The organism is Pseudomaricurvus alkylphenolicus (assembly GCF_011683955.1).
GTDB lineage: Bacteria > Pseudomonadota > Gammaproteobacteria > Pseudomonadales > Cellvibrionaceae > Pseudomaricurvus > Pseudomaricurvus alkylphenolicus.
Window position 1 is genome coordinate 34,441 of sequence record NZ_JAAQPI010000015.1, and the last position, 25,523, is coordinate 59,963.

The 25,523-nt window shown below is 55.2% G+C and carries 19 protein-coding genes; 7 read left to right on the forward strand and 12 right to left on the reverse strand.

Annotation, left to right across the window (positions count from 1 at the left end):
• Together HBA55_RS28415 and HBA55_RS28420 are read left to right on the forward strand one after the other, a co-directional pair.
• The gene (locus HBA55_RS28415) at nt 1–1,092 is read left to right on the forward strand and encodes an efflux RND transporter periplasmic adaptor subunit (protein ID WP_166998490.1); all 1,092 of its coding nucleotides are present in this window, start codon (nt 1–3) and stop codon (nt 1,090–1,092) included.
• A gap of 8 nt (nt 1,093–1,100) precedes the next feature.
• Nucleotides 1,101–4,226, forward strand: coding sequence for an efflux RND transporter permease subunit (locus tag HBA55_RS28420; protein WP_166998492.1), 3,126 nt, complete (start codon nt 1,101–1,103; stop codon nt 4,224–4,226).
• A 64-nt stretch (nt 4,227–4,290) separates the two neighbouring features.
• Here the strand turns inward: HBA55_RS28420 and HBA55_RS28425 are convergent, their stop codons facing one another.
• Nucleotides 4,291–5,547 carry an HD-GYP domain-containing protein gene (locus tag HBA55_RS28425; RefSeq protein ID WP_338109477.1) on the reverse strand — a complete coding sequence of 419 codons (1,257 nt, stop codon included), beginning with the start codon at nt 5,545–5,547 and terminating at the stop codon, nt 4,291–4,293.
• A 165-nt stretch (nt 5,548–5,712) separates the two neighbouring features.
• On the opposite strand from HBA55_RS28425, the gene HBA55_RS28430 reads away from it, so the two are divergent.
• Complete coding sequence (locus tag HBA55_RS28430; RefSeq protein ID WP_166998494.1) at nt 5,713–8,259, forward strand: putative bifunctional diguanylate cyclase/phosphodiesterase; 2,547 nt, start codon at nt 5,713–5,715, stop codon at nt 8,257–8,259.
• Between the two features lie 18 nt (nt 8,260–8,277).
• Here HBA55_RS28430 and HBA55_RS28435 read toward each other — a convergent pair whose 3' ends face one another.
• Nucleotides 8,278–9,447 carry an amino acid aminotransferase gene (locus HBA55_RS28435; RefSeq protein ID WP_166998496.1) on the reverse strand — a complete coding sequence of 390 codons (1,170 nt, stop codon included), beginning with the start codon at nt 9,445–9,447 and terminating at the stop codon, nt 8,278–8,280.
• A 248-nt stretch (nt 9,448–9,695) separates the two neighbouring features.
• On the opposite strand from HBA55_RS28435, the gene HBA55_RS28440 reads away from it, so the two are divergent.
• The gene (locus HBA55_RS28440) at nt 9,696–10,181 is read left to right on the forward strand and encodes an Lrp/AsnC family transcriptional regulator (RefSeq protein WP_166998498.1); all 486 of its coding nucleotides are present in this window, start codon (nt 9,696–9,698) and stop codon (nt 10,179–10,181) included.
• 9 nt (nt 10,182–10,190) lie between these two features.
• Here the strand turns inward: HBA55_RS28440 and HBA55_RS28445 are convergent, their stop codons facing one another.
• Nucleotides 10,191–10,697, reverse strand: a complete 507-nt coding sequence (locus HBA55_RS28445) for a shikimate kinase (RefSeq protein ID WP_166998500.1) — start codon at nt 10,695–10,697, stop codon at nt 10,191–10,193.
• Nucleotides 10,698–11,113: 416 nt separating this feature from the next.
• Between HBA55_RS28445 and HBA55_RS28450 the strand changes: the two genes are divergently transcribed.
• Entirely contained in the window at nt 11,114–11,323 is a 210-nt protein-coding gene (locus tag HBA55_RS28450; RefSeq protein WP_166998502.1) for a cold-shock protein, read from the forward strand.
• A gap of 60 nt (nt 11,324–11,383) precedes the next feature.
• Here HBA55_RS28450 and HBA55_RS28455 read toward each other — a convergent pair whose 3' ends face one another.
• The 5 genes from HBA55_RS28455 to pdxH all read right to left on the reverse strand — a co-directional run bounded on the left by HBA55_RS28455 (nt 11,384) and on the right by pdxH (nt 16,956).
• Nucleotides 11,384–12,208: an enoyl-CoA hydratase-related protein gene (locus HBA55_RS28455; protein ID WP_166998504.1), complete on the reverse strand. Its 825-nt coding sequence runs from the start codon at nt 12,206–12,208 to the stop codon at nt 11,384–11,386.
• A gap of 143 nt (nt 12,209–12,351) precedes the next feature.
• A complete protein-coding gene (gene bktB, locus HBA55_RS28460) occupies nt 12,352–13,539 on the reverse strand; it encodes a beta-ketothiolase BktB (RefSeq protein WP_166998506.1) in 1,188 nt (395 codons plus the stop codon).
• Between the two features lie 511 nt (nt 13,540–14,050).
• The gene (locus HBA55_RS28465; protein ID WP_166998508.1) at nt 14,051–15,244 is read right to left on the reverse strand and encodes a CaiB/BaiF CoA transferase family protein; all 1,194 of its coding nucleotides are present in this window, start codon (nt 15,242–15,244) and stop codon (nt 14,051–14,053) included.
• A complete protein-coding gene (locus HBA55_RS28470) occupies nt 15,241–16,239 on the reverse strand; it encodes an NAD(P)H-quinone oxidoreductase (protein WP_166998510.1) in 999 nt (332 codons plus the stop codon). Before HBA55_RS28470 ends, HBA55_RS28465 begins: the two co-directional genes overlap by 4 nt.
• A gap of 81 nt (nt 16,240–16,320) precedes the next feature.
• The gene (gene pdxH / locus HBA55_RS28475; RefSeq protein ID WP_166998512.1) at nt 16,321–16,956 is read right to left on the reverse strand and encodes a pyridoxamine 5'-phosphate oxidase; all 636 of its coding nucleotides are present in this window, start codon (nt 16,954–16,956) and stop codon (nt 16,321–16,323) included.
• 103 nt (nt 16,957–17,059) lie between these two features.
• On the opposite strand from pdxH, the gene mobA reads away from it, so the two are divergent.
• Nucleotides 17,060–17,704, forward strand: a complete 645-nt coding sequence (gene mobA, locus HBA55_RS28480; protein WP_166998514.1) for a molybdenum cofactor guanylyltransferase MobA — start codon at nt 17,060–17,062, stop codon at nt 17,702–17,704.
• Between the two features lie 203 nt (nt 17,705–17,907).
• A complete protein-coding gene (locus HBA55_RS28485; RefSeq protein ID WP_338109478.1) occupies nt 17,908–18,657 on the forward strand; it encodes a GGDEF domain-containing protein in 750 nt (249 codons plus the stop codon).
• A gap of 124 nt (nt 18,658–18,781) precedes the next feature.
• On the opposite strand, the gene HBA55_RS28490 is transcribed toward HBA55_RS28485, so the two are convergent.
• The 4 genes from HBA55_RS28490 to HBA55_RS28505 all read right to left on the reverse strand — a co-directional run bounded on the left by HBA55_RS28490 (nt 18,782) and on the right by HBA55_RS28505 (nt 25,465).
• Nucleotides 18,782–20,506: an amidohydrolase gene (locus tag HBA55_RS28490; protein ID WP_166998516.1), complete on the reverse strand. Its 1,725-nt coding sequence runs from the start codon at nt 20,504–20,506 to the stop codon at nt 18,782–18,784.
• The gene (locus HBA55_RS28495) at nt 20,506–21,528 is read right to left on the reverse strand and encodes a phosphotransferase enzyme family protein (protein ID WP_166998518.1); all 1,023 of its coding nucleotides are present in this window, start codon (nt 21,526–21,528) and stop codon (nt 20,506–20,508) included. The genes HBA55_RS28490 and HBA55_RS28495 overlap by 1 nt, the downstream gene beginning before the upstream one ends.
• 4 nt (nt 21,529–21,532) lie before the next feature.
• Entirely contained in the window at nt 21,533–24,013 is a 2,481-nt protein-coding gene (locus HBA55_RS28500) for a TonB-dependent receptor (protein WP_166998520.1), read from the reverse strand.
• A 525-nt stretch (nt 24,014–24,538) separates the two neighbouring features.
• Nucleotides 24,539–25,465 carry a M61 family metallopeptidase gene (locus tag HBA55_RS28505; RefSeq protein ID WP_166998522.1) on the reverse strand — a complete coding sequence of 309 codons (927 nt, stop codon included), beginning with the start codon at nt 25,463–25,465 and terminating at the stop codon, nt 24,539–24,541.
• Nucleotides 25,466–25,523: the final 58 nt, after the last annotated feature.

Sequence of the window (25,523 nt, forward strand, 5' to 3'; positions counted from 1 at the left end):
ATGAATACCCGTCGCTGGCTTATTACCCTGGTTGGCTGCGTCGCACTGCTGGCCGCATTAGGTGGCTACAAGGCCATGCAGATCCGCGCCGCCATTGCCTTTGCCGAATCGTTTCCGGAGCCCTCGGAAACCGTTGAAACCGCGATTACCGATCGCCACGAAGTGCAGGCCCAGGTGACCACCATTGGCTATGTGGTAGCGCCTCAAACCCAAACCCTGCGCAATGAACTCGAAGGCCGAGTCACACAGGTGAATTTCCGCTCCGGCGACCTGGTACAACAAAACCAGGTCCTGATTCAGCTGGACATCACCGAGGAGCAGGCGCGATTGAAAGCCGCCCAGGCCCGCGCCCGTTTGGCGCAGTTGGACCTGAAGCGGGTCGACAAACTGCGCAAGAATCGCAACGTCAGCGAAGAGCGTCTGGACCAGGCTCAGGCCGAATTTGATATTGCCCGAGCCGACATTCAAGCGCTGCTGGCGGTGATTGACAAGAAAACACTGCGCGCACCTTTCACCGCCCGCACCGGCATTCATCAGCTCGAACCCGGCGATTATCTGCAAGGCAATACCGCCATTACCACCCTGGTGGGCGTAACCCCGGAAAAGTGGGTGGACTTTACCCTGCCCCAAAAGCATGCCGGGCTGGCCATAGGTACCGAGGCCATCGTTATGCCGGCCAATGGCACTGCCCTGGTTGGGCGCATCATCGCTCGAGACTCGGCTGTCTCCGAACAGTCACGTAACCTGCGCTTCCGCTTGCGGTTGGAACAAGCTGAACACCTGGCTCCCAACAGCACAGTCAATGTCAGCGTACAGACTGGCGAACAGGAACAATGGGTGCGCGTGCCTGCAACGGCCGTCACTCATGATGCCCTCGGCAGTTACGTTTACCAACTTGAGGTTGAGGGCGACGCCTACCGTGCCCGTCGCCTGCCCGTTGTGACCAAAGCGGAAAACGACGAATGGGTGAGCATTCAGTCCGGTATCGACGCCGGTACTCTGATTGCAGCCAATGGTGCCTTTAAGCTGAGAGACGGCTTAAAGGTGTATACCCGCGAACGGCCCACGCTGGCCAACAGCCAGACACGTTGAGGTAAGCCATGAGCAGACAATATGGTGCCCCCACCATCATGGATGTGTTTGTCACCCGACCGGTGCTGGCCGTGGTGTTGTCACTGGGCATTATTCTGGTGGGTGTCAGAGCGGCGCTTAATCTCCCCGTACTGCAGTATCCCCGTGTGGAAAGCACCTCTCTGGTCATTACCACCAGCTATATTGGCGCCTCCGCCGAAACGGTGCAGGGTTTTATCACAGAACCCATTGAACGCGTTGCCGCGACTGTGCCCGGTGTGGATTTTGTGGACTCAAACACCCTCGCCGGATTGAGCACCGTCACCGTGTGGATGAAGCTCAACGAAGACAGTGCCGACGCATTGGCTGAGCTTTCTACCCGCTTGGACCAGATTCGGTTTGAGTTACCTGCTGGCGCCGAAGATCCTTTTGTCAGGGTGACTCGGGCGGATCGTCCCCACGCGATCTTTTATTTACCGGTGAACCTGGGCAACTTTTCCCGTGGCGAAGTCACCGACTACTTGACTCGCAACGTCAACCCCATTCTCTCTTCCATTCCCGGTGTTCAGCGCATTGGACTGGAGGGTGGCCGCAATCCGGCGATGCGGGTCTGGATCGACCCTCTGCAGATGGCGGCCTTTAATGTCAGCGCTGAGGATGTTCAGAACGCGCTGCGCGGCAACAATGTGATTGCCACCATCGGCAGCAGCGAAAATGCGCTGCAACGTGTTAACCTGTTAGCCAATACCACGCTGCAAACCCTCGACGACTTCAAGCAATTGGTGGTTCGCGAAAGTGACGACGCCCTGATTCGACTGGGCGATATCGCTCGCATCGAACTCGGCGAAGAAGAAGGCGAAGTCAACGCCCGTTCCATCCAGGAGGCCAGCGTCTATATATCCGTGTGGCCATTACCCGGCGCCAATGAAATCGAGATTGGCGACGAACTTTATAAACAATTGGATGCCATTAACCCCACCCTTCCCGATGGGTTAGAGATCAGCATAGGATACGATGGCACCCTCTACATGCGCGACGCTATCCAGGAGATTTTCACTACCCTGGTAGAGACGATCCTGTTGGTCGGCCTGGTGGTACTGACATTGATGGGCTCATTTCGAACTGCGGTTGTCCCCCTGGTAACGATTCCCATTTCTTTGTTGGGCGCCGCAGCCGCCATGACGCTGATGGGTTTCTCACTTAACCTGCTTACCATTCTGGCCATCGTGCTGTCTGTTGGCCTGGTCGTGGACGACGCCATTGTGGTGGTGGAAAATGTGTCTCGTTATATGCGCGAGGGCATGAGCCGCACCCAGGCGGCGCTGGCCAGTTCACGGCAGCTGCTGGCGCCGATTATCGGCATGACCATCACCCTGGCGGCTGTCTATGCTCCTATTGGTTTCCTCTCAGGTTTGACCGGGCTGCTGTTTAAAGAGTTTGCCTTTACGCTTTCCGTGGCCGTATTGATCTCGGGCCTGGTGGCATTGACCCTGTCACCCATCATGAGTGCCTATGCCAGCCCCGAGGGTGGTAAAGAAGGCACCACCACTCGCTGGGTCAACAAGAACTTTGACCGTTTGCACTTTGCCTATGGTCGGCTATTGGACAAAGTGTTCGCCTGGCGCAACCAGGTACTTTTTGCAGGCCTGTTTATCTCATTGCTGGCGGTGCCGTTTTTCCTGCTTTCGCAACAGGAGCTGGCACCTATCGAGGACGAGGGTTCTATCAATGTCATCGTCCAGGCGGCTCCGGATTCTTCATTGGAATACACCACTGATTATATGCACGACATTGTGGACTCCATGCTGCAGTTGCCCGGAGCCCATCATATGTGGCAAATCGTGCGTTCCAGCGGTGCCGTGGGCGGCGTCAGTTTCGAGGACTTTGATCAACGCGAGCGCAGTGTGCAGGAATTGCTGCCCGAGGCCTTCCAGATTCTTTCGGGAATGACGGGGTTAAAAGCATTGCCCGTGCTGGGCGCCCCCCTGCCCACCGCCGGAAATTTTGATGTGGAAATGGTGGTGCAGTCGCCCGATTCCGCCATCGACATGAACCAATATGCCCAGAAGCTGATGGCAGCCGGATACCAGAGCGGCCGCTTTATGTTTCTGGATACCGACTTAAAGGCCGACCTGCCTCAGATCCAGTTTATTCTGGACCGCGAGCGCATTGCCGACCTGGGCATGGATCTATCCGGTGTCAGTCGCCAGCTGAGTGTGCTGTTGTCCGGAAACTATGTGAATCGATTCGATTTCAAGGGTAAGGCATACCGGGTGATTCCCATGGTGGAGGGGTACTCCCGGCTCACTCCCGAAGCGCTGTTAGAGCTGCAGTTGCGCACTCCCAATGGCGATCTGGTACCTGTGTCTGCCATCGCACGGCTGGAGCAAATTGTTGCGCCGCGAGTGCTGGGTAAATTCCAGCAGAAAAACGCTTTCCGCATCTACGGTGGCCTGATCCCCGGAACGACAAAAGAACAAGGGCTTTCCACCCTGGAACAGGCGGCGACTGAATTGCTACCGGACGGTTACACCATCGACTATGCCGGTGAATCCCGTCAGCTGCGCAAGGAGGGCAATACCCTGGTGGGTGTGTTGGGCATTGCCCTGGTGTTTGTATACCTGGTACTGGCGGTGCAGTTCAATAGCTTCCGCGACCCTTTGGTGGTACTGGTGGGCTCTGTTCCCCTGGCGATGGCCGGTGCGCTGATGTTCCCCTTCCTGGGTTGGACAACCATTAATATCTATTCTCAAATTGGATTTATTACCCTTGTCGGATTAATTGCCAAAAACGGAATCCTGATCGTTGAATTTGCCAATCACTTGCAAGCCACCGGTCTCAGCAAGCTGGAGGCGATCAAAAATGCGGCCGAGACCCGGCTGCGACCGGTACTGATGACGACAGCCGCCACCGCTCTGGGTCACTTCCCTCTGGTGTTGGTGACCGGAGCCGGCGCCGAAGCACGCAACAGTATCGGTATCATACTGGTTGCGGGCATGGTTATCGGTACGGTGTTTACACTTATCGTGCTACCTTGTGTGTACATGGTACTGGCACAGACCCACACCGAGGATGAAGTGGACCCCGAGCATTGCGCCGATGAAGTTCTCGACGTTAACTATGTCAGCTGCCAATCGCAGCGAGAAACCACGTAAGAACAGATTGCGCCCGATAGCCATCCCGATGGCATCGGAGCGCCGGAGCAAAGCGTAAGCGGGCTTAATCGAAACTGATCTCCAATCCCTTTTCTTTGTAGGTCTTCAGATACACACCGTAGCTTCCTTCGGTAAGCACCTTGCGGATCAGAAACGATTTATCCAGCTTATCACGCTCTATATCAGCCAGATTCAGAATTTTTTCTTTCACGCGTTTTTTCACTGCATTCATCACCACCAGAACCTTGGGCAAGTGGCGGTAGCGGTGATTGGTATTCATCACAATAGCGACGCAACCGTTGGTCAATTCGACAATGCTTCCCGGGGGATAGAGTCCCACCATCTCCAGAAATCGTTCGGCGTAGTATTCGTCAAACTGAGTGCCGCGATTGTCGTAGATAATCTTCAGGGCTTCGGTGGTAGGGCGGGCATCATCGTAACAGCGCTTGGCTGTCATGGCGTCGTAGGCATCCACGATACAAATAATGCGGGAAAACTGGGATATGCCGGCTGACTTCAGCCCACGGGGATAACCGGCGCCATCGATACGCTCGTGATGGCTGTATGCAACATCCACAACCCCATGGTATGAGCCGGGCGCCGATATCAACAGGTTTCGCCCGTGAATCGTGTGCAATTTGATCAGCTTGAATTCTTTTTCGGTCAACCGCCCCGGCTTGTTGAGAACCTTGGGGTCTATCTTCATTTTCCCGACATCATGCAATAGGCCACAGAGCCCGAGTTTGTGCAAATCTTCCTCGATCACGCCCAAATGGCGCCCGAAGGAAATGGCCAGAATGCAAACATTGAGACAGTGCTCAGAGGTGTACTCGTCTTCATTACGCATTTTCGACATCCACATCAGGGCGTCGGGGTTGCGCAGAATCGAGTGCACACAGTCACTGACGGTTTCTTTGGCCTGCTCTGCATTGACGGAATTGCCCAGTCGCGCTTCGTCCAGCAAGCTCTTGGTGATTCTTCGGGCCTCGCGGAACACCCCCAGTGCCTGGCGGTGCTCATCACTGGCAGAGACTTTATTGATATAGCGCTGTTTCCTCTCCTGGGCCTCCAACACGGCCCTCTCCGTAGCAGGAACGTACGTCTCCTGCACCGCATCAATCCACACATGCTCACAATATTCGGCGACTGTGTCGACATCTTGCCGGCTTTCGATCACAAAGCCCTGCATCAGAAAAGGAGTACCCAACCAATCCCGGTCCAGTTTGGAGACATACATGCCGACCTGGAGTTCAGAAACGTGGATCTTTTTGGAACGCTGCCGCTTATCCATGCGTCCCGGACGGACATAGGTGGTTTTCACTAACGGTTAATCTCTGATATCGAACACCTGGCGACAGCTTACCTTAATCGATTTAGCTTTCCCAAGGCGTAAATTAGGCTCGGCCAGTCCAGTCGCTGCCTGATATTCCCGACTATACTCTATGGTGAACTCTAGCCGACTGAATACAGGCAGGAACCCAACGGAATGGCCCCCCCTTCAAAGCAAAGCATGAATGAACTGGATTCGCCAGTAGCCCCCCTGGCAACAACATCTACTAAAGGCTCCCCGTTATCCGCAGGCTCACGCCCGCCTGGGGGGATTCCACTCAAACTGGCCCTCTCCGTAACCTTACTGCTGGGCCTGCTCTTCACGCTGTTGCTGTTGGTATACAAACACCTGCAAACACAGGAACTGCACAGGACGCTGCTGGAAGAGCACCATGCCTTGGCACTCAACCTGGTCGACGCTAATCTGCAATATAAAAGCCGATCAGCGGACCTGGCACGCAATTGGCTTAATCGGATTGAAGTCATTGACAGTGCCGATCGGTCGACCTCTGGTCCCAATGAACTGAGGGTCTTGCAACAGGAGCTGATGAAGCTCTGGCGGGACCACCACAGCGCCGAGGGAGTGGGCGGCTTGCAGCTCATCAATGAACAGGGCCTCGCCCTGGTGGAATTGGGGCAGTTCCCTCCCCGGTACCCAGTGCCAGCCCTCAGTCAAACCGCCTCCGGAACAATTTCGCCGCTTAGCGAGATGCTGCACAGCCAGTTTTGTTATGAGACTCGTTGCACAACTGCCACGCTGCTGCCCATGCAGGAAAACCGTGACCTGCAGGGGGTGTTGGCTCTGTACCGGGATCTGTCTCCCCTGGCGCAACGGCTAAGGCGCAATACTGATTTACGTACCGGATTAGTCAGCGTCAGTGAGGACGCCTCCGAGCCCTGGCTCGCTCGGATAGTGGCCAGCAATATCGACCAGAACGATCTCAATAAACTGACTGCACTGATGCCCTATCAGAGCCTGCTGCACAAGGTGGTGGTGACAGGTTCAGGCGCTGATCTCAATGCCTGGACCCTGTTGCCACTCAACACCCAGTCGGGGTTGTATATGCTGGTACAGATACCTGATCCGGCAATGCCCGGGCCGCCTCTGAACCTGATCGCCATCAGCTGCCTGATGATCGTGATTATTGCAGCTTCCGTTGTTTTCATGAACGCTCGTGGCCTATCCTCCCGCATCAAACGCCATGGGGCATTACTGCCACTGCTGGGGCACAAACACTACCTTCAGGTCAGGCAGGAATTGCAGAATATGGGGCACTCCCTATGGCCGGATGAATCCGACTTACTGGGTGACGCGGTTGAGGATCTGTCGTTCCAGCTTGAATCCCGAGAGCAGGTCTCCGAGGTGTTGGACCAGGAAATGGAACGCTTGTCCCTGTTTGATGGCCTGACAGGACTGGCCAACCGGCACCTGCTGCAATATGAAACCCAGAATGACATCCGTGCCTTGCATGGCGACGACCACGACGACCGGATGGTTGCCATTGTGTTGATGGATCTGGATAAATTTAAACGCATTATCGACTCCCTCGGCCATCAGCAGGGGGATCTCATCCTTGAACAGATTGCCGAACGATTAATTAACTCACTGGGCAACGTCGGGTTGGTGGCCCGTCCCGGCGGTGATGAATTTGCCATTCTGGTGCGTTCGGCAAAACGCCAGCAGCAACTGCAGACACTGAGCCAGAAGGTACTGGAACTGGTGCGCCAGCCCCTGCGCCTGTCGGGCACTACGCTGGTGATCAGTGGCAGTATCGGCGTGTCGATTGCCGGCGAAAAAGACTCCGCTTCCGATCTGCTCAAACACGCTGAAATCGCCATGTACAAAGCCAAGGAGATGGGCGGCAACCAGTACTGTCTGTTCAACGCCGACATGGCCACCGAAGTGCAGGACAATCTGTCGCTGGAAAGTGAGATTCGACGGGGCTTCGGCAACAACGAATTTACGCTGTATCTGCAACCCAAAGTGAATATGGATGGCAAAATCCAGGGCTTCGAGTCCCTGGTGCGCTGGGATCACCCGGACCGTGGCGTACTGTCCCCGTTCACCTTTATCCCAGCCATGGAAAATATGGGGTTTATCAGCCAGTTGGACAATTGGATCCTGGAGACCAGCTGCCGACAACTCAAGGTTCTCGAAGCCCTGTACCCGGATATCTCTATTGCCGTCAATATTTCATCGGCGCACTTCACCCAACGCAGCTTTCTGGCCTTCCTTAAGTCGTGCCTGAAAAAGTACCCCATCAATCCCAACAACCTGGAGCTCGAAATTACCGAGACCATGTTGATGGAGAACATGAACGCCGGTCTGGCGGTGATTCAGGACATTAAAAAACTCGGCGTTCGTATCGCCATTGACGACTTTGGCACCGGCTATTCATCTCTGGGTTACCTGAAAAAACTACCGGTGGATACCCTCAAGATCGACCGCGAATTTATCAAGGACATCCCCGACAGCGAGCAGGACATGCAAATTTCGTCGGTGATCATCTTCCTGGCCAAACAGCTGCACTTCAAGGTGGTGGCCGAGGGGGTGGAGACCTCAGAGCAACTCGTGTTCCTGAAGGCCAGCCAGTGCGACCTGGCCCAGGGTTTTTACTTCAGTCGCCCCATCCCCGCTCACAAAGCGGTATTGATGCTCGAAAGCGAGCGCCTGGAGGGCCAGGCGTCGCAGGATGCCGGCTAGCTTCGGCTATGGATAGAGCTAGAGTACCGCCGCGATTGAATGTGCCAGATAGTCCAAATTGAGACGATTGATTCCGGCAATGTTGATGCGGCTTGACCCCACCATATACACGCTGAACTCCTTCTGCAGACGCTCCACCTGAGCCTCATCCAGCCCCAGAAAGCTGAACATACCGCGCTGGCGGGAAATAAAGCTGAAATCCCCCGACGCCTGCAGAGCTCCAGCCAGGTCATTGCGCAGCTGCTGAATGCGGTTGCGCATCTCGTCCACCTCGTTAATCCACATCTGGCGCAGACTGTCTGTGGTCAGAATCAACTCCACCAGGCCGGCGCCGTGGGCTGGCGGCATGGAGTAGATGCCACGGGCGGCGTTATGCAATTGGCTGATAGCGGTATCAGCGACACTGGGGGAGGCCGCCATTACCGACAATGCCCCTGTGCGCTCGCGGTACAGCCCGAAATTCTTGGAGCAAGAGCTCACCACCAGCATTTCAGGGACTTTGGCCGCCATAGCGCGCAGACCGGCGACATCTTCCATGATACCCGCCCCAAAGCCCTGGTAGGCGAGGTCCACGAAGGGGACAAACCCGCGCTCAACCGCGAGATTGGCTACCTGCCCCCACTGCTCATCGCTAAGATCCGCGCCAGTAGGGTTATGGCAACACCCGTGCAGGAGCACCAGATCTCCGGCGGACACCTGACTCAGGCATTCACGCATGGCCTCAAAATCAACCGTACTGGTGGCGGCGTCAAAATAGGGATACTCCTTGATCTCCACCCCGGCATTGCCCAACAGCGGAATATGGTTGGCCCAGGTGGGGGTACTCACCCAGATGGCCGCCCCCGGATTGCTCCGGACCACCAGCTCCGCCGCCAGTCGCAGGGCGCCGCAACCGCCAGGGGCCTGCAGGGTGCGAATGCGATCATCCTCAACACCGCCAAAAATCAGTGACTGCAGCGCCTGGTTAAAGCCGACATTGCCGCTCATACCCTGGTAGGCCTTGGTCATTTCCTGCTGGTGCAGTACCTCCAGGGCCTTGCGCACGCTCTGCAGCACCGGAGTATTGCCCTGTTCGTCCTTATAGACCCCCACGCCCAGATCGACCTTGCTGGGGTTGGGATCCTCTTGATAGGCCCGGGTAAGACCCAAAATCGGGTCTGTGGGCAGGGGCTGGAGCTGCTCAAACATGGTAAAACCTCTGTAAATACATCCTGGTGATATCAATTGTTCTTTAAATTGCGGGGAAGTATAAAGAAAATCAGCAACTTGATTGAAGCTCTGAGATTGAAACCTATAATGATTTTATAACCTGCTGGGATTCATTGCCTGCAAAACCTCAATGGGCCAGATCTTATAGGACAGTACCATCAAAACACACATCCCGTTGGGATAACGGGAACCAGCGACAACAACAAGAATCAAGAAGAGCCGAGCCTATGCCAGACGTCAACCAGCTAGATGACTTCGACATCAAAATACTAAAAGCCCTGCAGGAAAACGCCGACTATTCGATGAACGAGCTGGGGGATTTGGTGGGACTCTCCCACACCCCCTGCTGGCGGCGTATCAAACGGCTTGAGGCGGACGGTTTTATCCGCGGCAAGGTCACCCTGCTGGACCCTCAAAAGCTGACCCTCAGCGTCACCGTCCACGCCTATGTCACCATCAAGAGCCATGACGAAGACTCACTGAACGCCTTTGAATCCTCGGTGCAGGAAGTCAAGGAAATCGTGGAGTGCTACTCCACCACGGGGGACAAGGACTACCTGCTGCGGGTGGTAGTGGACAGCGTGGAACACTACGAGCAGTTGCTGAAGAAGACCTTGGTTCACTTGCCCAACGTGGTTTCCGTCAACTCCACCTTTGCTCTCAAACAGGTCAAATATACCACCTCGCTGCCGCTGGACAGCGTCCGCCGCTGACCACACCTTTTAACCGGCCCTCAGGGCCGCCAGAAGCTGCTCCAGAGACTCCTCCTGGGTAACCCCGTTGCAGTTCACCACAATATCCGCATAGCGCTGATAGAGCGCCCTGCGTTCCTCAAACAGTGACTCAAAGCTCTGATCGGGGCGCTTGGCGATACCCCGGGTTTCGTAATCGTGGATACGGCGGCGCAATTCATCCAGCTCCACATCCAGGTACACCACCGGCCCATACTGCTTCAGGTGCCGCATGCCGGCATCGCTGTACACCACACTGCCACCCGTCGCAATCACGTGGCGCCTAAAGTCGCACCCCAACAGCGTTTCTTCCTCCAGCCGGCGCAGAGCCTGGTAACCCTTCTCATCCAGAATCTCCTGCAGCGTCGCGCCCGCCCTGAGCTGAATCAGCAAGTCCGTATCGACAAAATCCCGGGCCAGCGCCTTGGCCAACATGACGCCTAATGTGCTTTTGCCGGCGCCCGGCATTCCTACAAGAATGACACTCTCTTTATTCATGATATTTCTACAACTTTGAAGGCTTAAACCGATGGCTCCAGCTATGATCCGGGCCCCTCTCCGGGGCAGTGGTGCGGCATTATAAATAAATTCCTTGCAACCTGAAAAACTGCTGCTAGGATCGGTGTTGGGAAGTTCTGGTTAAGCGCTCTGCGCAGACTTTTCATGCAACGGTCATATAACTCTTTTAGTCTCAATGGCATAGAAGAATCGCCTGTTGGTAAAGAAGACCTATTGGTTAAAAAAACAGTGGGTTTAAGAGAAAAGCAGCACAGTTTTATGATAGACCTGTACAACGGCCTCCTGGCAAAACCTCGCCTCGGCACGACCTCGCCTTGCTCTTCATACGCAGCACCACGATTTCTTAGCACCATCCCCGCAGCGGGGCCTTTTACTTTCAGTTTGAGAAAATAGTTATGTCTACAACACACACCGGACAAGTGAAGTGGTTTAACGAATCCAAGGGATTTGGCTTTATCGAGCAAGAATCTGGGCCAGACGTCTTCGTTCACTTTAGCGCGATTCAGGGCAGCGGCTTTAAAACTTTGACAGAAGGCCAGAAAGTCTCGTTCAACGTGACTGACGGCAAGAAAGGCCCTCAAGCTGAAAACGTAATTCCCGAGTAATCGGCGAAGCTCGGCAGGGTCATCCGTGCCCCTGCCGGTCAGCACACCCTTACACCGAATCTACGATTTGGATCCGCCCATTGCCGCCAGCATGGCTTCGACGGCTTTGAGGTGGTCGGGATTGTTGTGGCAGATACCCTGAAAAGCGGCACACACGTCCAAAAAGTCAGGTAACTGCTGGCGCTGCGCCATCTTCATCAGACGCTTGCTCAATCGCACAGCGTGGGGTGGCTTTGACGCGATTTCCCGAGCCAACTGCTGCGCTCTCGGCAGCAATTCTTCTGCCGGCAATACCTCCAGTACCACACCGTACTGCAACGCCTCCTCTGCCGAAATCACGCGACCGGTAAACGTCAACTCAGCTGCCCTCTGATAACCGATCAACCGCTGCATAAACCAGGCACCGCCATCGCCCGGGATAATCCCCAGATTCACAAACGTCTCACCAAACTTGGCGCGCTCCGATGCCAGCCGAATATCGCACATATTGGCGAGATCAAAACCCGCTCCAATCGCCGCCCCATTGACCGCAGCGATCACTGGCACCTCAATCTTCTCCATCGCCAGCGGCATACGCTGGATACCCTGGCGGTAGCGATCCGCCACCTCCTCCACGTCGCCGGCAAAATCGCCACCACGATTCGCCATATCCTTGACATTGCCACCGGCCGAAAAGCCTTTGCCCGCGCCGGTAATCACCAACACGGAAATCGACTTCTCGACATTCACCCACTCGGCAACCGCCAGCAAATCCTCCACCAGCGCGGTTCCCGTAATGGCGTTGCGAACATCATCGCGCTCAAACGTTAAAGTCGCCACCGCCCCTTCAACCTTCAAGCTGGCATCCGTCAATCGGGGTGCCGCTTGCTCAACAGACTCACTCATTGTCTTTACTCCTGAAATTCGTCCCGCACTCTACAGGCTTTTAGCTAATCGCCACCATCCTCACTCCGACGGCGCCGGAAACAAAAAAGCCACTCCGAAGAGTGGCTTTTTCAGCTCAAGTTAACTGAAACCCAAGCAGCAACTTACTCGCAACGCTCGAACAGCGCGGCGATGCCCTGACCGCCACCAATACACATGGTGACCACGGCGTACTTACCGCCGGTGCGCTGCAGCTCGTACAACGCCTTAACCGTAATCACAGAACCAGTGGCACCGATCGGGTGACCCAGAGAAATACCGGAACCATTCGGATTCACCTTCTCCATCGGCAGATCCAGATCCTTGGCTACTGCCAACGCCTGAGCGGCAAAGGCCTCATTCACTTCCCAGACATCGATATCAGAAACACTCAGACCCGCCTTCTCCAACAGAGTGCGAACCGCAGGAACAGGGCCAATACCCATATACTTGGGCTCAACACCTGCAAAAGAATAACCCTTCAGCTTCGCCAAAGGCTTCAGACCCTTAGCGGCAGCCGCCTCGGCATCCATCATCACCATCGCCGCAGCGGCATCATTCAGACCGGAAGCGTTACCCGCAGTCACACTACCATCCTTCTTGAACACAGGACGCAGCTTAGTCATATCCTCAGGCTTGGCATCAAAACGAACATGCTCATCCTTATCGAACACGACCGTGCCCTTACGAGTCTTAATCTCAACGGGCAAAATCTGATCACCAAAGTGATCGTTCTCGATCGCCACCTGAGCGCGGTTATGACTCTGAGCCGCCAGTGCATCCTGCTCCTCGCGGGAAATACCCCACTTCTCAGCAACATTCTCCGCCGTAATACCCATATGAGTATCACCCATCGGGCACGTCAGAGCGCCGGTCATCGCATCCACCATCTGGGCATCACCCATACGGGCACCCCAACGGGCATTCGGCAACCAATAAGGAACACGACTCATTGACTCGGCACCACCGGCCACAACCGCCTCGGCATCACCCAACAATACCAACTGAGCCGCGGAGATCACCGCCTGCAGACCGGAACCACACAAACGGTTCACTGTTACCGCCGGCGTACTCTCAGGCAAACCGCCCTTCAGAGCTGCCACACGGCTCATATACATATCCCGGCGGTCGGAATGGGTCACATTACCGATGCTGACGTGACCAATATCCTCCGGCTGCAAACCGGAACGCTTAACTGCCTCGGCCACCACCTGGCCAGCCAAATCCGTAGGGGGAACATCCTTCAGGCTGCCGCCAAAAGTACCAATTGCGGTACGAACACCGCTGAGAACCACAACTTCACGTTGACTCATATATCCACCTCTTTTCGATCTCTTGTCTGAACGTTTCTTGTGTTGGGCACCGTAGGGGCAGTCTCGGACCCTTTTTTATATGGCGGCTGAGTATACACCAAAGGTCAAACAGGTGTTTAAGTATTATGACGGAGAGAAGTCACACTTTAGGGGGAGGACAGGAAGATTAGGGCACCAGCCCAGACACACCGCGGTGTCAGCGGCGACCAGGGGTTCCGTTTTGAAGCATCAATAAACGCCAAAGTTAGACCCATAGGACCCGGTCAAGGGAAACCAAATGGGTCTATAGAAAATTAAGGCACCACCCCAGACACACCGCGGTGTCAGCGGCGACCGGGGGTTCCGTTTTCGAAGCATCAAAGAGGGCGCCGAAGGAGCAAAAAAGACAAGCGCTTTTTGCTTGGCTTTTTTGTGAGAGAGGGCAGCCGGGACGGCCGCCCGACAGCTTCGAAAACGGAACCCCCGGTCGACGCTTGAGGCACCAAACCTGCCGCCTCCTGTACCACTGAAATCAGGCAACAACCCCATCAGCCCGCAACCGCGACAGCTCCTCGGAGGAGAGACCGAGCACGCGCTCAAACACATCCGCATTATGACTACCCACATCCCCACCCGGCCAGCGGGTTTTCCCGGGAGTTCCCGTCAACTTAGGCAAAATTGCCGGAATATCAAGCGGCTTCCCATCTATTTCCACCCGCTCAAACATCCCCCTTGCCTGGAAATGCGGATCACTGAACATATCCTCAACACTATAAATCGGCCCGGCAGGCACCCGATGCTCCTCCATGATTGCCAACACCTCTGCCAAATCGTGCTGCATACACCACTGAGCCAGCACCTCATCAATCTCCTGCTCATGCGCCACCCGCCCGGCGTTATTCGCCAGACGCGGATCCGTGCTCAAATCCGCACGCCCCACCGCCACCATCAAACGCTGGAAAATCGAATCACCGTTACCGCCAATCACCGCATACTTACCCCCCTTACAGCGGTAAGTATTGGTTGGCACAATCCCCGTCACCGTCGTGCCGGACGCCTCGCGAACCACACCGGCCCCCGAAAACTCCGGCACCACCGCCTCCATCAAATTGAACATCGCCTCATACAGCGCCACATCCACCACCTGACCGCGTGTCTGCCCCTTCTCCCGGGCAAACAGCGCCATCACAATGCCCAACACCGCATGGATACCCGCAATCGTGTCTCCGATACTCAGATTGGGCCGCACCGGGGCCTCACCGGGAAAACCGTTCACATATCGAAAACCGCTCATCCCCTCACAGACTGACGCAAACCCCGGCTTCTTCGCATAAGGCCCATCCTGCCCGTAACCCGAAATACGGGCAAACACCAAATCAGGGTTAGTCGCCTTCAAAGCCTCCGGCCCCAACCCCCATTTTTCCATCACACCGGGACGAAAATTCTCCACCACCACATCAGCGCCATCAATCAACTGACGCACCAATGCCTGGCCCCGCTCCTGCTTCAGATCAATCGTCACCGATTTCTTATTGCGCCCAAGGCTCCGGTACCAAAGCGACGTGCCATTCTCCACCACCCGCCAGCCACGAATAGGGTCTCCCCCCTGGGGCGGCTCAACCTTGATCACCTCCGCGCCGAAGTACGCCAACATTGCACCGGCGAAAGGGCCGGCCAACAACTGGCCAACCTCAATAACCCGCACACCTTCCAGCGGCAAACTCATGATTCCTGCTCCTGCCCCTGAATATTCAGCACAATCTTGCCAATCAAATCATGACTCTCCATCAAACGGTGGGCAGACTCCGCATCCGCCATGGGGAACTCCGCCGCCATCTTGGGCCGAATGGTGCCGTCACTGATCAACGGCCAAACCTTCTCCTGCAGACTGCTGGCAATCGCCGCCTTCTGTTCCTTGCTTTGAGGGCGCAGAGTCGAGCCCGTCAACGTCAGCCTTTTGAGCATAATTGGCATAAAATTGAGCTTCGCCTCGGCTCCGCGCAAAAAAGCAATATTTACAATCCGCCCCTCAATGGCCGCCGCTTTAATATTGCGCTCAATATAATCACCGCCCACCATATCGAGGATGACATTGGCGCCCTGCCCATCGGTCAGCTCCGCCACCTTCTCAACGAAATCATCCTGCGAATAATTAATCGCCGCGCTGGCTCCCAGCGCCAGACAAGCCGCGCACTTGTCCTCAGAGCTGGCCGTCACAATCACCCGGGAGCCTAAAGCAGTGGCCAACTGAATCGCCGTGGTACCAATGCCACTGGCCCCACCATGAATCAGCAGAGTCTCTCCTGGCTTGAGCCCCGCTCTGTCGAACACATTGGTCCAAACCGTAAAAAACGTCTCCGGTAACGCCGCCGCCTGATCCAGACCGAGCCCCTCGGGTACCGGCAAACACTGACTGACCGGCGTGCAAACCTGTTGAGCATATCCGCCCCCATTAGTCAGCGCACACACCCGATCACCCACGGCAAAACCACTGACACCGGCACCCACGGCTCTGACCGTACCCGACACCTCAAGTCCCAGAATCGGAGAGGCGCCCGGAGGCGGAGGATAAAAGCCCTGCCGCTGAACCACATCCGGTCGATTCACGCCGGCAAAAGCCACGTCGATCAAGACCTCATCAGAAGCTGGCTGCGGAGCATCCATATTATCCAGCATCAATACCGAGGCATCCCCCGGCTCACGCATCGCGATGTAGCGCATATCCTGTTCCTTTTCGTTGTTGTCGTGGTGGGGAACTGTGGCCCGTGTCTTTGTGCCCCGAAGTTGTGGTGACCAGCGTCTCTAAGGAGCCAGACGCTCGATACGCCAATCGTCACCATCGCGGGTGTATTGAAAACGGTCATGAAGCCGGTTGGCGCCGCCCTGCCAGAACTCGACACTGCTGGGCACCACTCGAAAACCGCCCCAGAAATCCGGCAGCGGAATCTGGCCCTGCTTGAATTTCTCCTTCATCGCCTGGAATTGCTGCATTAGCAGCTGGCGCGAAGACACGGGCCGGCTTTGAGCAGATGCCCAAGCCGCCAGCTGACTTTCCGCCGGGCGGGAGCTGAAATACTTAAGAGACTCCGCCGCACTGACCTTCTCGGCTCGGCCACAGATTTTGACCTGACGCTCAATGGGGTGCCAGGGAAAGTGCAGACTCACCAGTGGATTACCTTCGATATCCCGGGCCTTTTTACTTTCGTAGTTGGTGTAGAAAACGAACCCGCGCTGGTCCACTTGCTTTAGAAGAACGATGCGCTGGCTGGGCTGGCCGCCGGCATCCACCGTGGCCACTGTCACCGCCGTGGGATCGGGGATCTCTGCTTCGATCGCTTGTTTCAACCAGGCTTCAAATTGATCAATGGGATTTTCCAGCAACTCTTCGCGCTTCAACCCACCAATCAGGTATTCTCGCCGGAAGGTGTCCAGTTTCATGTTCAACCCTTACGTCAGCATTGTAATAATCTGGCGGCCATTGTATCCCTTGTGCCCCTCTCCGCATAATAGCCTTTATATGAGCAAACAACAGGAATCCTAAATGCCCTCAAACACCGCTGACCGCCCCCTCGTATCCGGCGTTATTTTGGCCGGAGGACAGGCCACCCGTATGAACGGTGAAGCCAAAGGGGATCTGGAAATACAGGGTCAACGCCTGTTGGATCGGGTAGTTGATCGAGCCGGCAGGCAAGTGGATGGCCTGGTGTTAAGCTGCAATGACCCCCTTGCTTACCCTCAATGCGAACTGCCCCGACTACCGGACAGCCTGCCTGGCTACCTGGGCCCTCTGGCAGGAATACTGGCGGCCATGGAGTGGCTGCAACAATACCACCCTCGCTGCGAGTGGCTGGCAAGCTTTGCGGTGGACACTCCGTTTTTTCCGGAAGATTTGGTGATGCGCCTGATGGCAGGAGCGGTGGAGAGCGGAAAAGACAGAGAAATCATCTGCCCGTTGAGCGCTGACGGCTGGCGTCAACCCACCTTTTGCCTTTGGCACCGGCGACAGGCCGCTGAACTCAGGCACGCCCTGTTGGAAGAAAACTGCTATAAAGTCGGTGCCTGGCTGAAACGGCGCCAAACGGCGGAACATTCATTTGATCGAAAAACCGACAATCCTAACGCCTTCTTCAACATCAATCGCCCAGAAGACTTACAAATTGCACAAAATCTAGCCTTCCAGTTGTAATATCCGGCGGTTGGTTATAATTATTCGAATCAAAGCAGGAGTTTTTTTATTATTCCTTCTGCACAAATATCATCAAACTCTTGGCTTGCCAGCCGATAAAGATTCAGCATCAACGTAAACTTGTTATAAACTCAACCACAAGCTTTAAACGTTTAGAATAAACCCGAACCAAAGACGTGCCTACAGTGCCAGCGGATAGTAGTGTGAGTTTGGAAAATGGAGTGGATCGGCCAGAGACGGTCGAGGCATCGCCACAGGCGGCCCCCGCCTGCCCTGTGGGAGAGAATCGCTGCCAGGTCATTGACGAGGTCGTGGCGCTGCGCCGGGAAGTCGCCGACCTGACCGAACAGGTACACACCGATACTCTCACCGGCCTCAACAACTACCGTCATTTCTCCAAGGCTCTGGACTATGAAATGGAGCGCACCCAGCGCACCGGCCAGACTACCGCACTCATCATGGTTGACCTGGACTATTTTAAAAAGGTCAACGATACCTGGGGGCACGAAATCGGCAATCAGGCGTTAATTCAAACAGCCGGGCTCCTAAAGCAAGCCGTACGCAAATTGGATATCCCCTGCCGTTATGGCGGTGAGGAATTTGTGGTAATCCTTCCGTCTACCGATCTGCTCACCAGTTCGCAGGTCGCCGAACGCCTGCGCCACCTGATCGAAAGCACCCCGCTGGCGGTTAAAGAGGGAGTCTGGATCGACCTGACTGCGAGCATGGGGGTTGATGTCTACGCTGCGACCCACGACGAAAACCAGGAAGAATTTATCCAACGGGTAGACACCCTGCTTTACCAGGCCAAGAACAACGGCCGCAATCAGGTCTGTACCGGCGAACGCCGGGATATGCAACCCACCACTACCGTCAGCAATGACGAAAAAGACGCGCTGTTTGGGTTGTTTGGTGATTATGGGGATGACGAAGAAGCCTACAGCGAAGACTGAGGCAACGTCGTCATGCCATCACCATCCCCTAAAACCAGTATGGTATGTACCCTGTAGCAGCCCGCTGAGGGCGACTGGTCGCGCTCGGAGCGCGCTGCTACGGTGAGTGCCATTCCACTCAACATCAGCGCTCAAACACAGTCCGACCATCCACCACGGTTTTTAATACCCGGGTCTTGTGAATCGCCTGCACATCAATCTCAAACAGATTCTGATCCAGTACGATAAAATCCGCTAATTTACCAGCTTCCAATGAACCAATCAGATGCTCCCGCCCCTGGGCATAAGCGCCACCCATGGTAAGCGCGTGGATCGCCGTCTGCAGAGAAACCCGCTGCGCCGCGCCGGGCCCCGTTACCTCGCTGCCGCCCGGCAGCTGTCGCGAGATCATGGTCTCAATAGCGGGAAAGGGATTGGGCGAATCCACCACCGGCCAGTCGGACCCCACCGACACCTTCACCCCCATATCGGTAAAGGTTTTAAACGGAAATACCCACTCCAATCGGCGCTCACCGAGCTCGTGCCGCAACATGTCCCAACTGGGGGTCGGATACCAGAAGTAGGGAGAAAACTCCGCAATCACATCCAGCGTCTTAAACCGTTCGCGATCATCCGGATGTACAAACACGGTATGAGCCACACTGTGCCGCTGCTTGGAGCCACGGGCTCGCACTGCTTCCATGGCATCCAATACTGTGCGAATGGTCTGTGAACCCACGGCATGAGCCTTTACCGTTAACCCCCTGGCATCGTATTCGAGCAGCTTTTTGGCAAATTCCTCCGGATCATTGCGCCAAGGGCCACCGTGTTGGTCCGTCGTGCCTTCATAAGGCTCCACCATAATCAACGTTTGACCACCGGCGGAACCATCGAGCACAAACTTTACGCCATCGGCTCTGAGCCAGTTACCCACCCGATAATCTTCGTGATTATCGATGATGCTTTGAGCCCCCTTGCGCCATTGCTCATCCACCCATTCCAGCGGATCAGACACATACACTTTGATCCTGACGGGCAGCTCATTAGCCAAGGCCATTTCCCGATAGGCCTTAACCATATAGTCCCGACCCCAGGAATCACTGATGGAGGTAATTCCAAATTCACTCAGTCTTTTCAGAACCGGCTTCAATCCCGACTCAATCAACTCCCGCCCCCGCGGCTGCCCATCCAAGGCCCGCTCATAAGCCATATTCGCCGCCGTCTCGCGCAGTACGCCTGTTGGCTGACCGTCACTGTCTTTAACGATAACGCCGCCAGCGGGATTGGGCGTAGACGCCGTAATACCCAGCTGCGTTAAACCCGCTTTGTTTAGCAGTACCGCATGGCCTCCAACGTCCCACATCATCAGCGGGCGATCCGGCACCAACGCATCCAGCGTCGAGAAATGGGAGGGTGAATCGGTACCGTCGATATTGTTTCCATTATCATTCAACCAATTGATCATGCCACCCATCAACCAGTCTTCACCGGGGTGTGACTTGGCATAATCAACGATCCCCTGCTGCTGTTCCTGCCAGGACATCTCCGAAGGCTGCAGATTAATGTTCACCAGATTTTCACTGGCCATATCCGGATGAACGTGCTCCTCGACAAGCCCTGGTAAAACCAGTTTGTCCGTCAAGTCCTCGATTCGCGTTTGTTTGCCACGATAGGCTTTGACCATACTGGCATCGCCAACGGCGACAATTCGATTGCCCTTAATCGCCATGGCATTGGCCCAAGGCTGAGCCCTATTAACGGTGTAGATACGAGCGTTGGTGTAGATGACATCCGCCGATTTGTTTTCCACAGCGAGAGCAGCACTGCAGCTTACAGCGAAGGTGAGTGTAAGCAATATTCGTTTGAGCATTATACAGCCTCCAAATAATGTTCAACCTGTGCCATCACTGATTCAGTTAACATCGGCGTCAGTGCCTGAGCCGTTTCCGTCTCCCGCCGGGTGTGCGCCCAGCCAAGATAAACAAGTCCGCGCAATAACAAGAACAGCGGCAACTTCATCTCATGCTCAGCAGGCAATGGTCGAAAACTCCGGTAACCCGTCAAAAAGCTGTCCAAAACCGCTTCAAAGCTTTGCTCTCCCTGTAGAAAAAACAAAGACGTCGCAATATCAAAAAGATGCCAGCCAGAACCGGCATCATCGAAGTCAATCAGCTGTATACCATCTTGGGTGCGCAACAGATTCTCGGGTAAGAAATCACAATGGATCAAACCGTAACGATCCTCCTGCTGCCCAAACTCCAGTAATTCTGCACGGGCTTTTTCCCTCGCGCGATGCACCAGCGCCCGCTGATCCTCGCTTAACGCCTGCAACTCCCAATAACGCCCCCAGAGCGGATCGTCACCGACAATGCCATCAATATCCCAGGCGTGACGAACAAAACCCTCCGGCCGCAGCCAGCGTTGTGCATGATTATGGAGCTTCGCCATCAATTCACCGGCAACCCGATAATTGGCCACAACGGCTGCCGGGTCACCATTAGCCCCCTCCTCCACCGACCCCAACGGCTCCCCGTTAATCCACTCAAGCACATCCACCTGGCGGGGCTCAGGCACCGACGAGCCGCTCACCACCTTAAACATCTCACCGTCAACGGCAGGCACAACGGCCGGGGTTTGAATACCGTCACGATTCAACGCCTCCATCCACTGCAACTCCGAACGCAGCGCTTTGTCACTGTGGTAACCCGCGCGATGAACACGCAGCGCAAAACGCTGCGCTCCATCGGTCACGGCAAACACCGCATTCTCCCGATACTTAACCAGACGCACAACGGCGTCGGCACCAAAACCCCAAAGGTGAAGATTTTCTTCCACCAAACGCTGAATACACGCAACCTGCGCCTGTGGCGACAACTCGTAAAAACCACTCATCGACTTACTCGCCCCAGTTGTACTTAAAGGAAATTCCGAATGTCCGCTCACGTCCCAGCAAATGCACCACGCTGTCGTTAGTGGCCGAAGCACCGCTGTAGTACTCCTCATCCGTCGCATTCTTGACCCAGCCGGTCAACTGCCAACGGTCGTTCATATCGGCAATACCCGCCCGCAGATTCATTACCGTGTAGGCGTCCACATCAAAGGCAGCAATATCTCCAACCACTGCATTGAACGCATCGCTATAGGCAATATCGCCACCGACGAATACCCTTAACTCATCACTCAATTCCAACTCATGGTGAACCATCAAGTTATGCTGAAACTCCGGCGTATTTTGCAAGCGCTGGCCAGACACATCAATCGGCGTATTATTGGTTGCCTGCAACGACTGCCCAAACAAAATCGTGGCAAACTCATCGTACTCCGTATCCAGATATGCAGACGTCAAACGGATCAACGTACTGTCGGTCGCAAACCAATTCACCTCCAACTCGGCACCACTCACCGTTGACTCCGGCGCATTCACAATCTTGGTGAGAGAACCGAATACCGGATCAATAATCGACGCCGACACCTGCTTATCCTGATAATCGTAAGAATAAACCGCTCCATTTACCTGCACTGCACCGTCGAACAAGGTCGACTTAAAGCCCATCTCGTAAGATGTCACCTCCTCCGGATCATAAGACTCCAGCGACTCCCACAATGCCGCCGCCGGCGCACCAAAACCGCCAGACTTGTAACCGGTACTGATATTGGCGTAAATCAACTGATCCTCGGCGGGACGAAACTCCAGCCCCAACTTGCCAGACACATTCTCGCTATCAATAGTCTTGTTAAACGGGGCGGACGGCTCCGCGATTGACGGCTGAGTCATGCAGTCCCCTTGAACCGCCCCGGAACCCAAACCCGCCACATTAAAAAAGTTGGCCAGCGTGCCGTCGACATCATGGGTACAGGAATCGATAATCTCCCGCTCATCCTCGGTATAACGCAGCCCCAGATTCACCGACAGTGCGTCAGACACCTCATAATCCAGATGCACGAACACACCAACCGTTGTGCTCTCCTGCTCATAAGTGGTGGAAAACAAATCGAAACCCGCACCAATCACCTGCACATCCCGCTCATCCACCACGCCATCGCCATTCAGATCCGCCGTCGGTAAACCAAACACCGGTGCCAGCGCCGGAAAATCATCCGGAGAAATAAACAACTGCGGCGTCGACAAACTGCCACTGCCCGTGGAATTTTCATCCACCGTATCCCCTGCGAAATACACACCCGCAATCCACTGCAAGGCACCATCACCCATCGACGTCAAGCGCAACTCCTGACTCCAGGCCTCGATCTCCGTATCGTTAAAACTGTCCCAATTGTTCACCGCCACACCATCCCAGGCGTTTGCCTCAGTACGACGATACTCATTCCAGGAGGTCAGAGACGTTAGGGTCACAGCATCCAAATCCCAATCAACCCGGACACTCAACAACAACCCATCGTTATCGCGATCGAACTCACCATCGGAATTAAAACCACCGAAGCGATTCCCGGCAGCATCCCAACTGGCCGCATTCGGATCATCAGAATCAGGCAAACCCGCACCCTCAAACCGGTGCTGCAAATAATCCACCACACTCACATCAGCATCCGCACTGATCGTCATAAAACTCGCATGCTGTGGAACAATATTGTCACTCTGGTCGCGATGATAATCCGCCTTAAACTGCACACCGAGACTGGGCGTCGGCTCCCAACTCGCCTGCAGACGCAACGCCACTTTATCCTGCTCCCCATGCTCCTGACCCTCACCACCTACCGCGGCATTCTCCTGCCAGTCGCCACCCTTCTCAGTGAAAAACGACACCCGCGCCGCCAACTCATTGCTCAACACACGATTCACATGCCCCTGCGTCGACCACTTTTGATCACTGTCCAACCCCACCTTCACGCTGGCATTGTTCTCATCCAATGACGCCTTATTGTGAATAAAATTCACCGTACCGCCCGTCGTATTCTGCCCATACAACGTCCCCTGCGGCCCCTTCAACACCTCCACACGCTCCACATCATACTGCGGCACCCGAGTCATAATCGGATAAGGCAAGGCCACCTCATCAATATTAATCCCCACCGTAGAACTACTGTTCGAGTTATAGTCATCAAACCCGATGCCCCGAATCGTATAAATCGGCACCCCCTGCCCCGAAGACGTCAAAGTCGCGCCCGGCGTAAACGCCATCATCTCCGTTGCCTCCTGCACCCCAAGCGCCTCCAACTGCTCATCCGAAAACGCACTAATCGACACACCGATATCATTCGCACTCTCCGCCCTCTTTTGCGCGGTAACGATCACCTCCTCAAGCTCAAACAACTGCGCACTCGCCCACTGAGGCGCCGCCCCCAACGACACCCCAAACGCCGCAACCGCACTGGGCAACAACCCTCTACGAAACCAACCACACCGACTCTCAAACATAACCACTCTCCTCTCTCACTTATCAGTATCGCCCAGAATTCGGAGCACCATTAACTCGACTTGAGTCGATTAATAAAACCAGACTATAGCCGAGTTTAAGGATCGTCAAGCAAAATCCGACCAAACCCGAGAAAAGATCAGTTTTTAGTCAAAAAAGAAATATCAAGGCACTCAGACAGAACCACTCCGAAGAACGATCCGAGAAACACAGGCCCAGAAAAGACCTACAGAAGAGAACACAGGGAGAGGCCCCGGACAACCAACCCCCACCATAAAGTGGAGCAGCAAGACCATGCATACCACAGAGTAAAAGGCGGCTGGGGGGTTCGTTTTGGCGCATTAAAGAGCAGCGCTGACCGAGTAAATGAGACCGGCGTTTTTTGCCGGGCTCATTTGGGAGGGAAGGCACCCCGGAGGGGCGCGCGACAGCGCCAAAACGGACCCTCCAGCTGCCAATTGAGGCACCCACCCCCCAGCCTGCCCCCCGAAAACCCCAGAGCGCGCCCAAACAACTAAAAACAACCATTATTCGACTTTATTTTGGTTATAACCGCCAAAACCACTAAGAGAAGAACCCAAACCCCGAGTCAACTCCCGCCTCAACCTAACCCCAGAACCGCCACCATCAACCAACCGAACCCGACCACCAACCACGGAAACCCCAAGCCGCCCCAACAAAGGCCCCATATCCGGCTGCGCAAACAACTCCCGATAGCGCAAATACAAAGGCACAAACACCGCCTCCCCCACCACCCCATCAAACGCCGACATCAACCCCAACCCATCTCGAATATAACGACGCTCCAAACAACACCCAACAAACCCCTGCACCACCCGATCCAACGACCAGCCGCCACCAACACGCTCCCGCAACAACACGTCCGCCTCAAGAAAAAACGCCGTCCCGCTCCAATACACCCGCATAAAACTCCCCGTCTCCCGCATACGGGGCGACAACGCCTGCAGACTCAAATGCCCATAACCATCGTCCCGCTCACCACGCCCAAACCCCTCATACAACTTCTGCCAGGCCCGCCGCTCAGAAATCACCCCCGCCCGCGCCTGCAACACATTCTGGTAATAGGTCGCCAACCCCTCCGACAGCCAGATATCCTCCTCACCGGGGTACGGGATAAACAAGTGCACCAACTCATGCACCGCTGTCCAGTCTGCTGTGAAACTCTCCAACGGATACTGTGGGTTAACATAAAAGCGGACGCCCTGGAGATCTCGGCGGATCACTTGACCAAATGGCACCGGCCCACCGCTGCCTGTAGAGCGCTGGACTACAATGCGAATAGGGTTTCGCGGAAGCTCTCCGTATAGGCCGGCTGCAGTTTCACCTGCGTGTTGCAGCCAGAGCTTTAACTTATCCTGCTCAGAAATAGAAAAGCTCCCGCGCCAGCTTAAGTTGAATTCGCTGCCTGCAACCAGAATTGAACCGGACGCCACTGCCAGACTCGCATGCAGCAGCCAAATAAGAGAACATTGAAAAACGAAAAATCGAGAC

Coding starts and splice junctions, on each gene's coding strand:
- HBA55_RS28415 (WP_166998490.1), top strand. CDS start 1: ATGAATACCCGTCGCTGGCTTATTACCCTGGTTGGCTGCGTCGCACTG.
- HBA55_RS28420 (WP_166998492.1), top strand. CDS start 1,101: ATGAGCAGACAATATGGTGCCCCCACCATCATGGATGTGTTTGTCACC.
- HBA55_RS28430 (WP_166998494.1), top strand. CDS start 5,713: ATGGCCCCCCCTTCAAAGCAAAGCATGAATGAACTGGATTCGCCAGTA.
- HBA55_RS28435 (WP_166998496.1), bottom strand. CDS start 9,447: ATGTTTGAGCAGCTCCAGCCCCTGCCCACAGACCCGATTTTGGGTCTT.
- HBA55_RS28440 (WP_166998498.1), top strand. CDS start 9,696: ATGCCAGACGTCAACCAGCTAGATGACTTCGACATCAAAATACTAAAA.
- HBA55_RS28445 (WP_166998500.1), bottom strand. CDS start 10,697: ATGAATAAAGAGAGTGTCATTCTTGTAGGAATGCCGGGCGCCGGCAAA.
- HBA55_RS28450 (WP_166998502.1), top strand. CDS start 11,114: ATGTCTACAACACACACCGGACAAGTGAAGTGGTTTAACGAATCCAAG.
- HBA55_RS28455 (WP_166998504.1), bottom strand. CDS start 12,208: ATGAGTGAGTCTGTTGAGCAAGCGGCACCCCGATTGACGGATGCCAGC.
- bktB (WP_166998506.1), bottom strand. CDS start 13,539: ATGAGTCAACGTGAAGTTGTGGTTCTCAGCGGTGTTCGTACCGCAATT.
- HBA55_RS28465 (WP_166998508.1), bottom strand. CDS start 15,244: ATGAGTTTGCCGCTGGAAGGTGTGCGGGTTATTGAGGTTGGCCAGTTG.
- HBA55_RS28470 (WP_166998510.1), bottom strand. CDS start 16,239: ATGCGCTACATCGCGATGCGTGAGCCGGGGGATGCCTCGGTATTGATG.
- pdxH (WP_166998512.1), bottom strand. CDS start 16,956: ATGAAACTGGACACCTTCCGGCGAGAATACCTGATTGGTGGGTTGAAG.
- mobA (WP_166998514.1), top strand. CDS start 17,060: ATGCCCTCAAACACCGCTGACCGCCCCCTCGTATCCGGCGTTATTTTG.
- HBA55_RS28490 (WP_166998516.1), bottom strand. CDS start 20,506: ATGCTCAAACGAATATTGCTTACACTCACCTTCGCTGTAAGCTGCAGT.
- HBA55_RS28495 (WP_166998518.1), bottom strand. CDS start 21,528: ATGAGTGGTTTTTACGAGTTGTCGCCACAGGCGCAGGTTGCGTGTATT.
- HBA55_RS28500 (WP_166998520.1), bottom strand. CDS start 24,013: ATGTTTGAGAGTCGGTGTGGTTGGTTTCGTAGAGGGTTGTTGCCCAGT.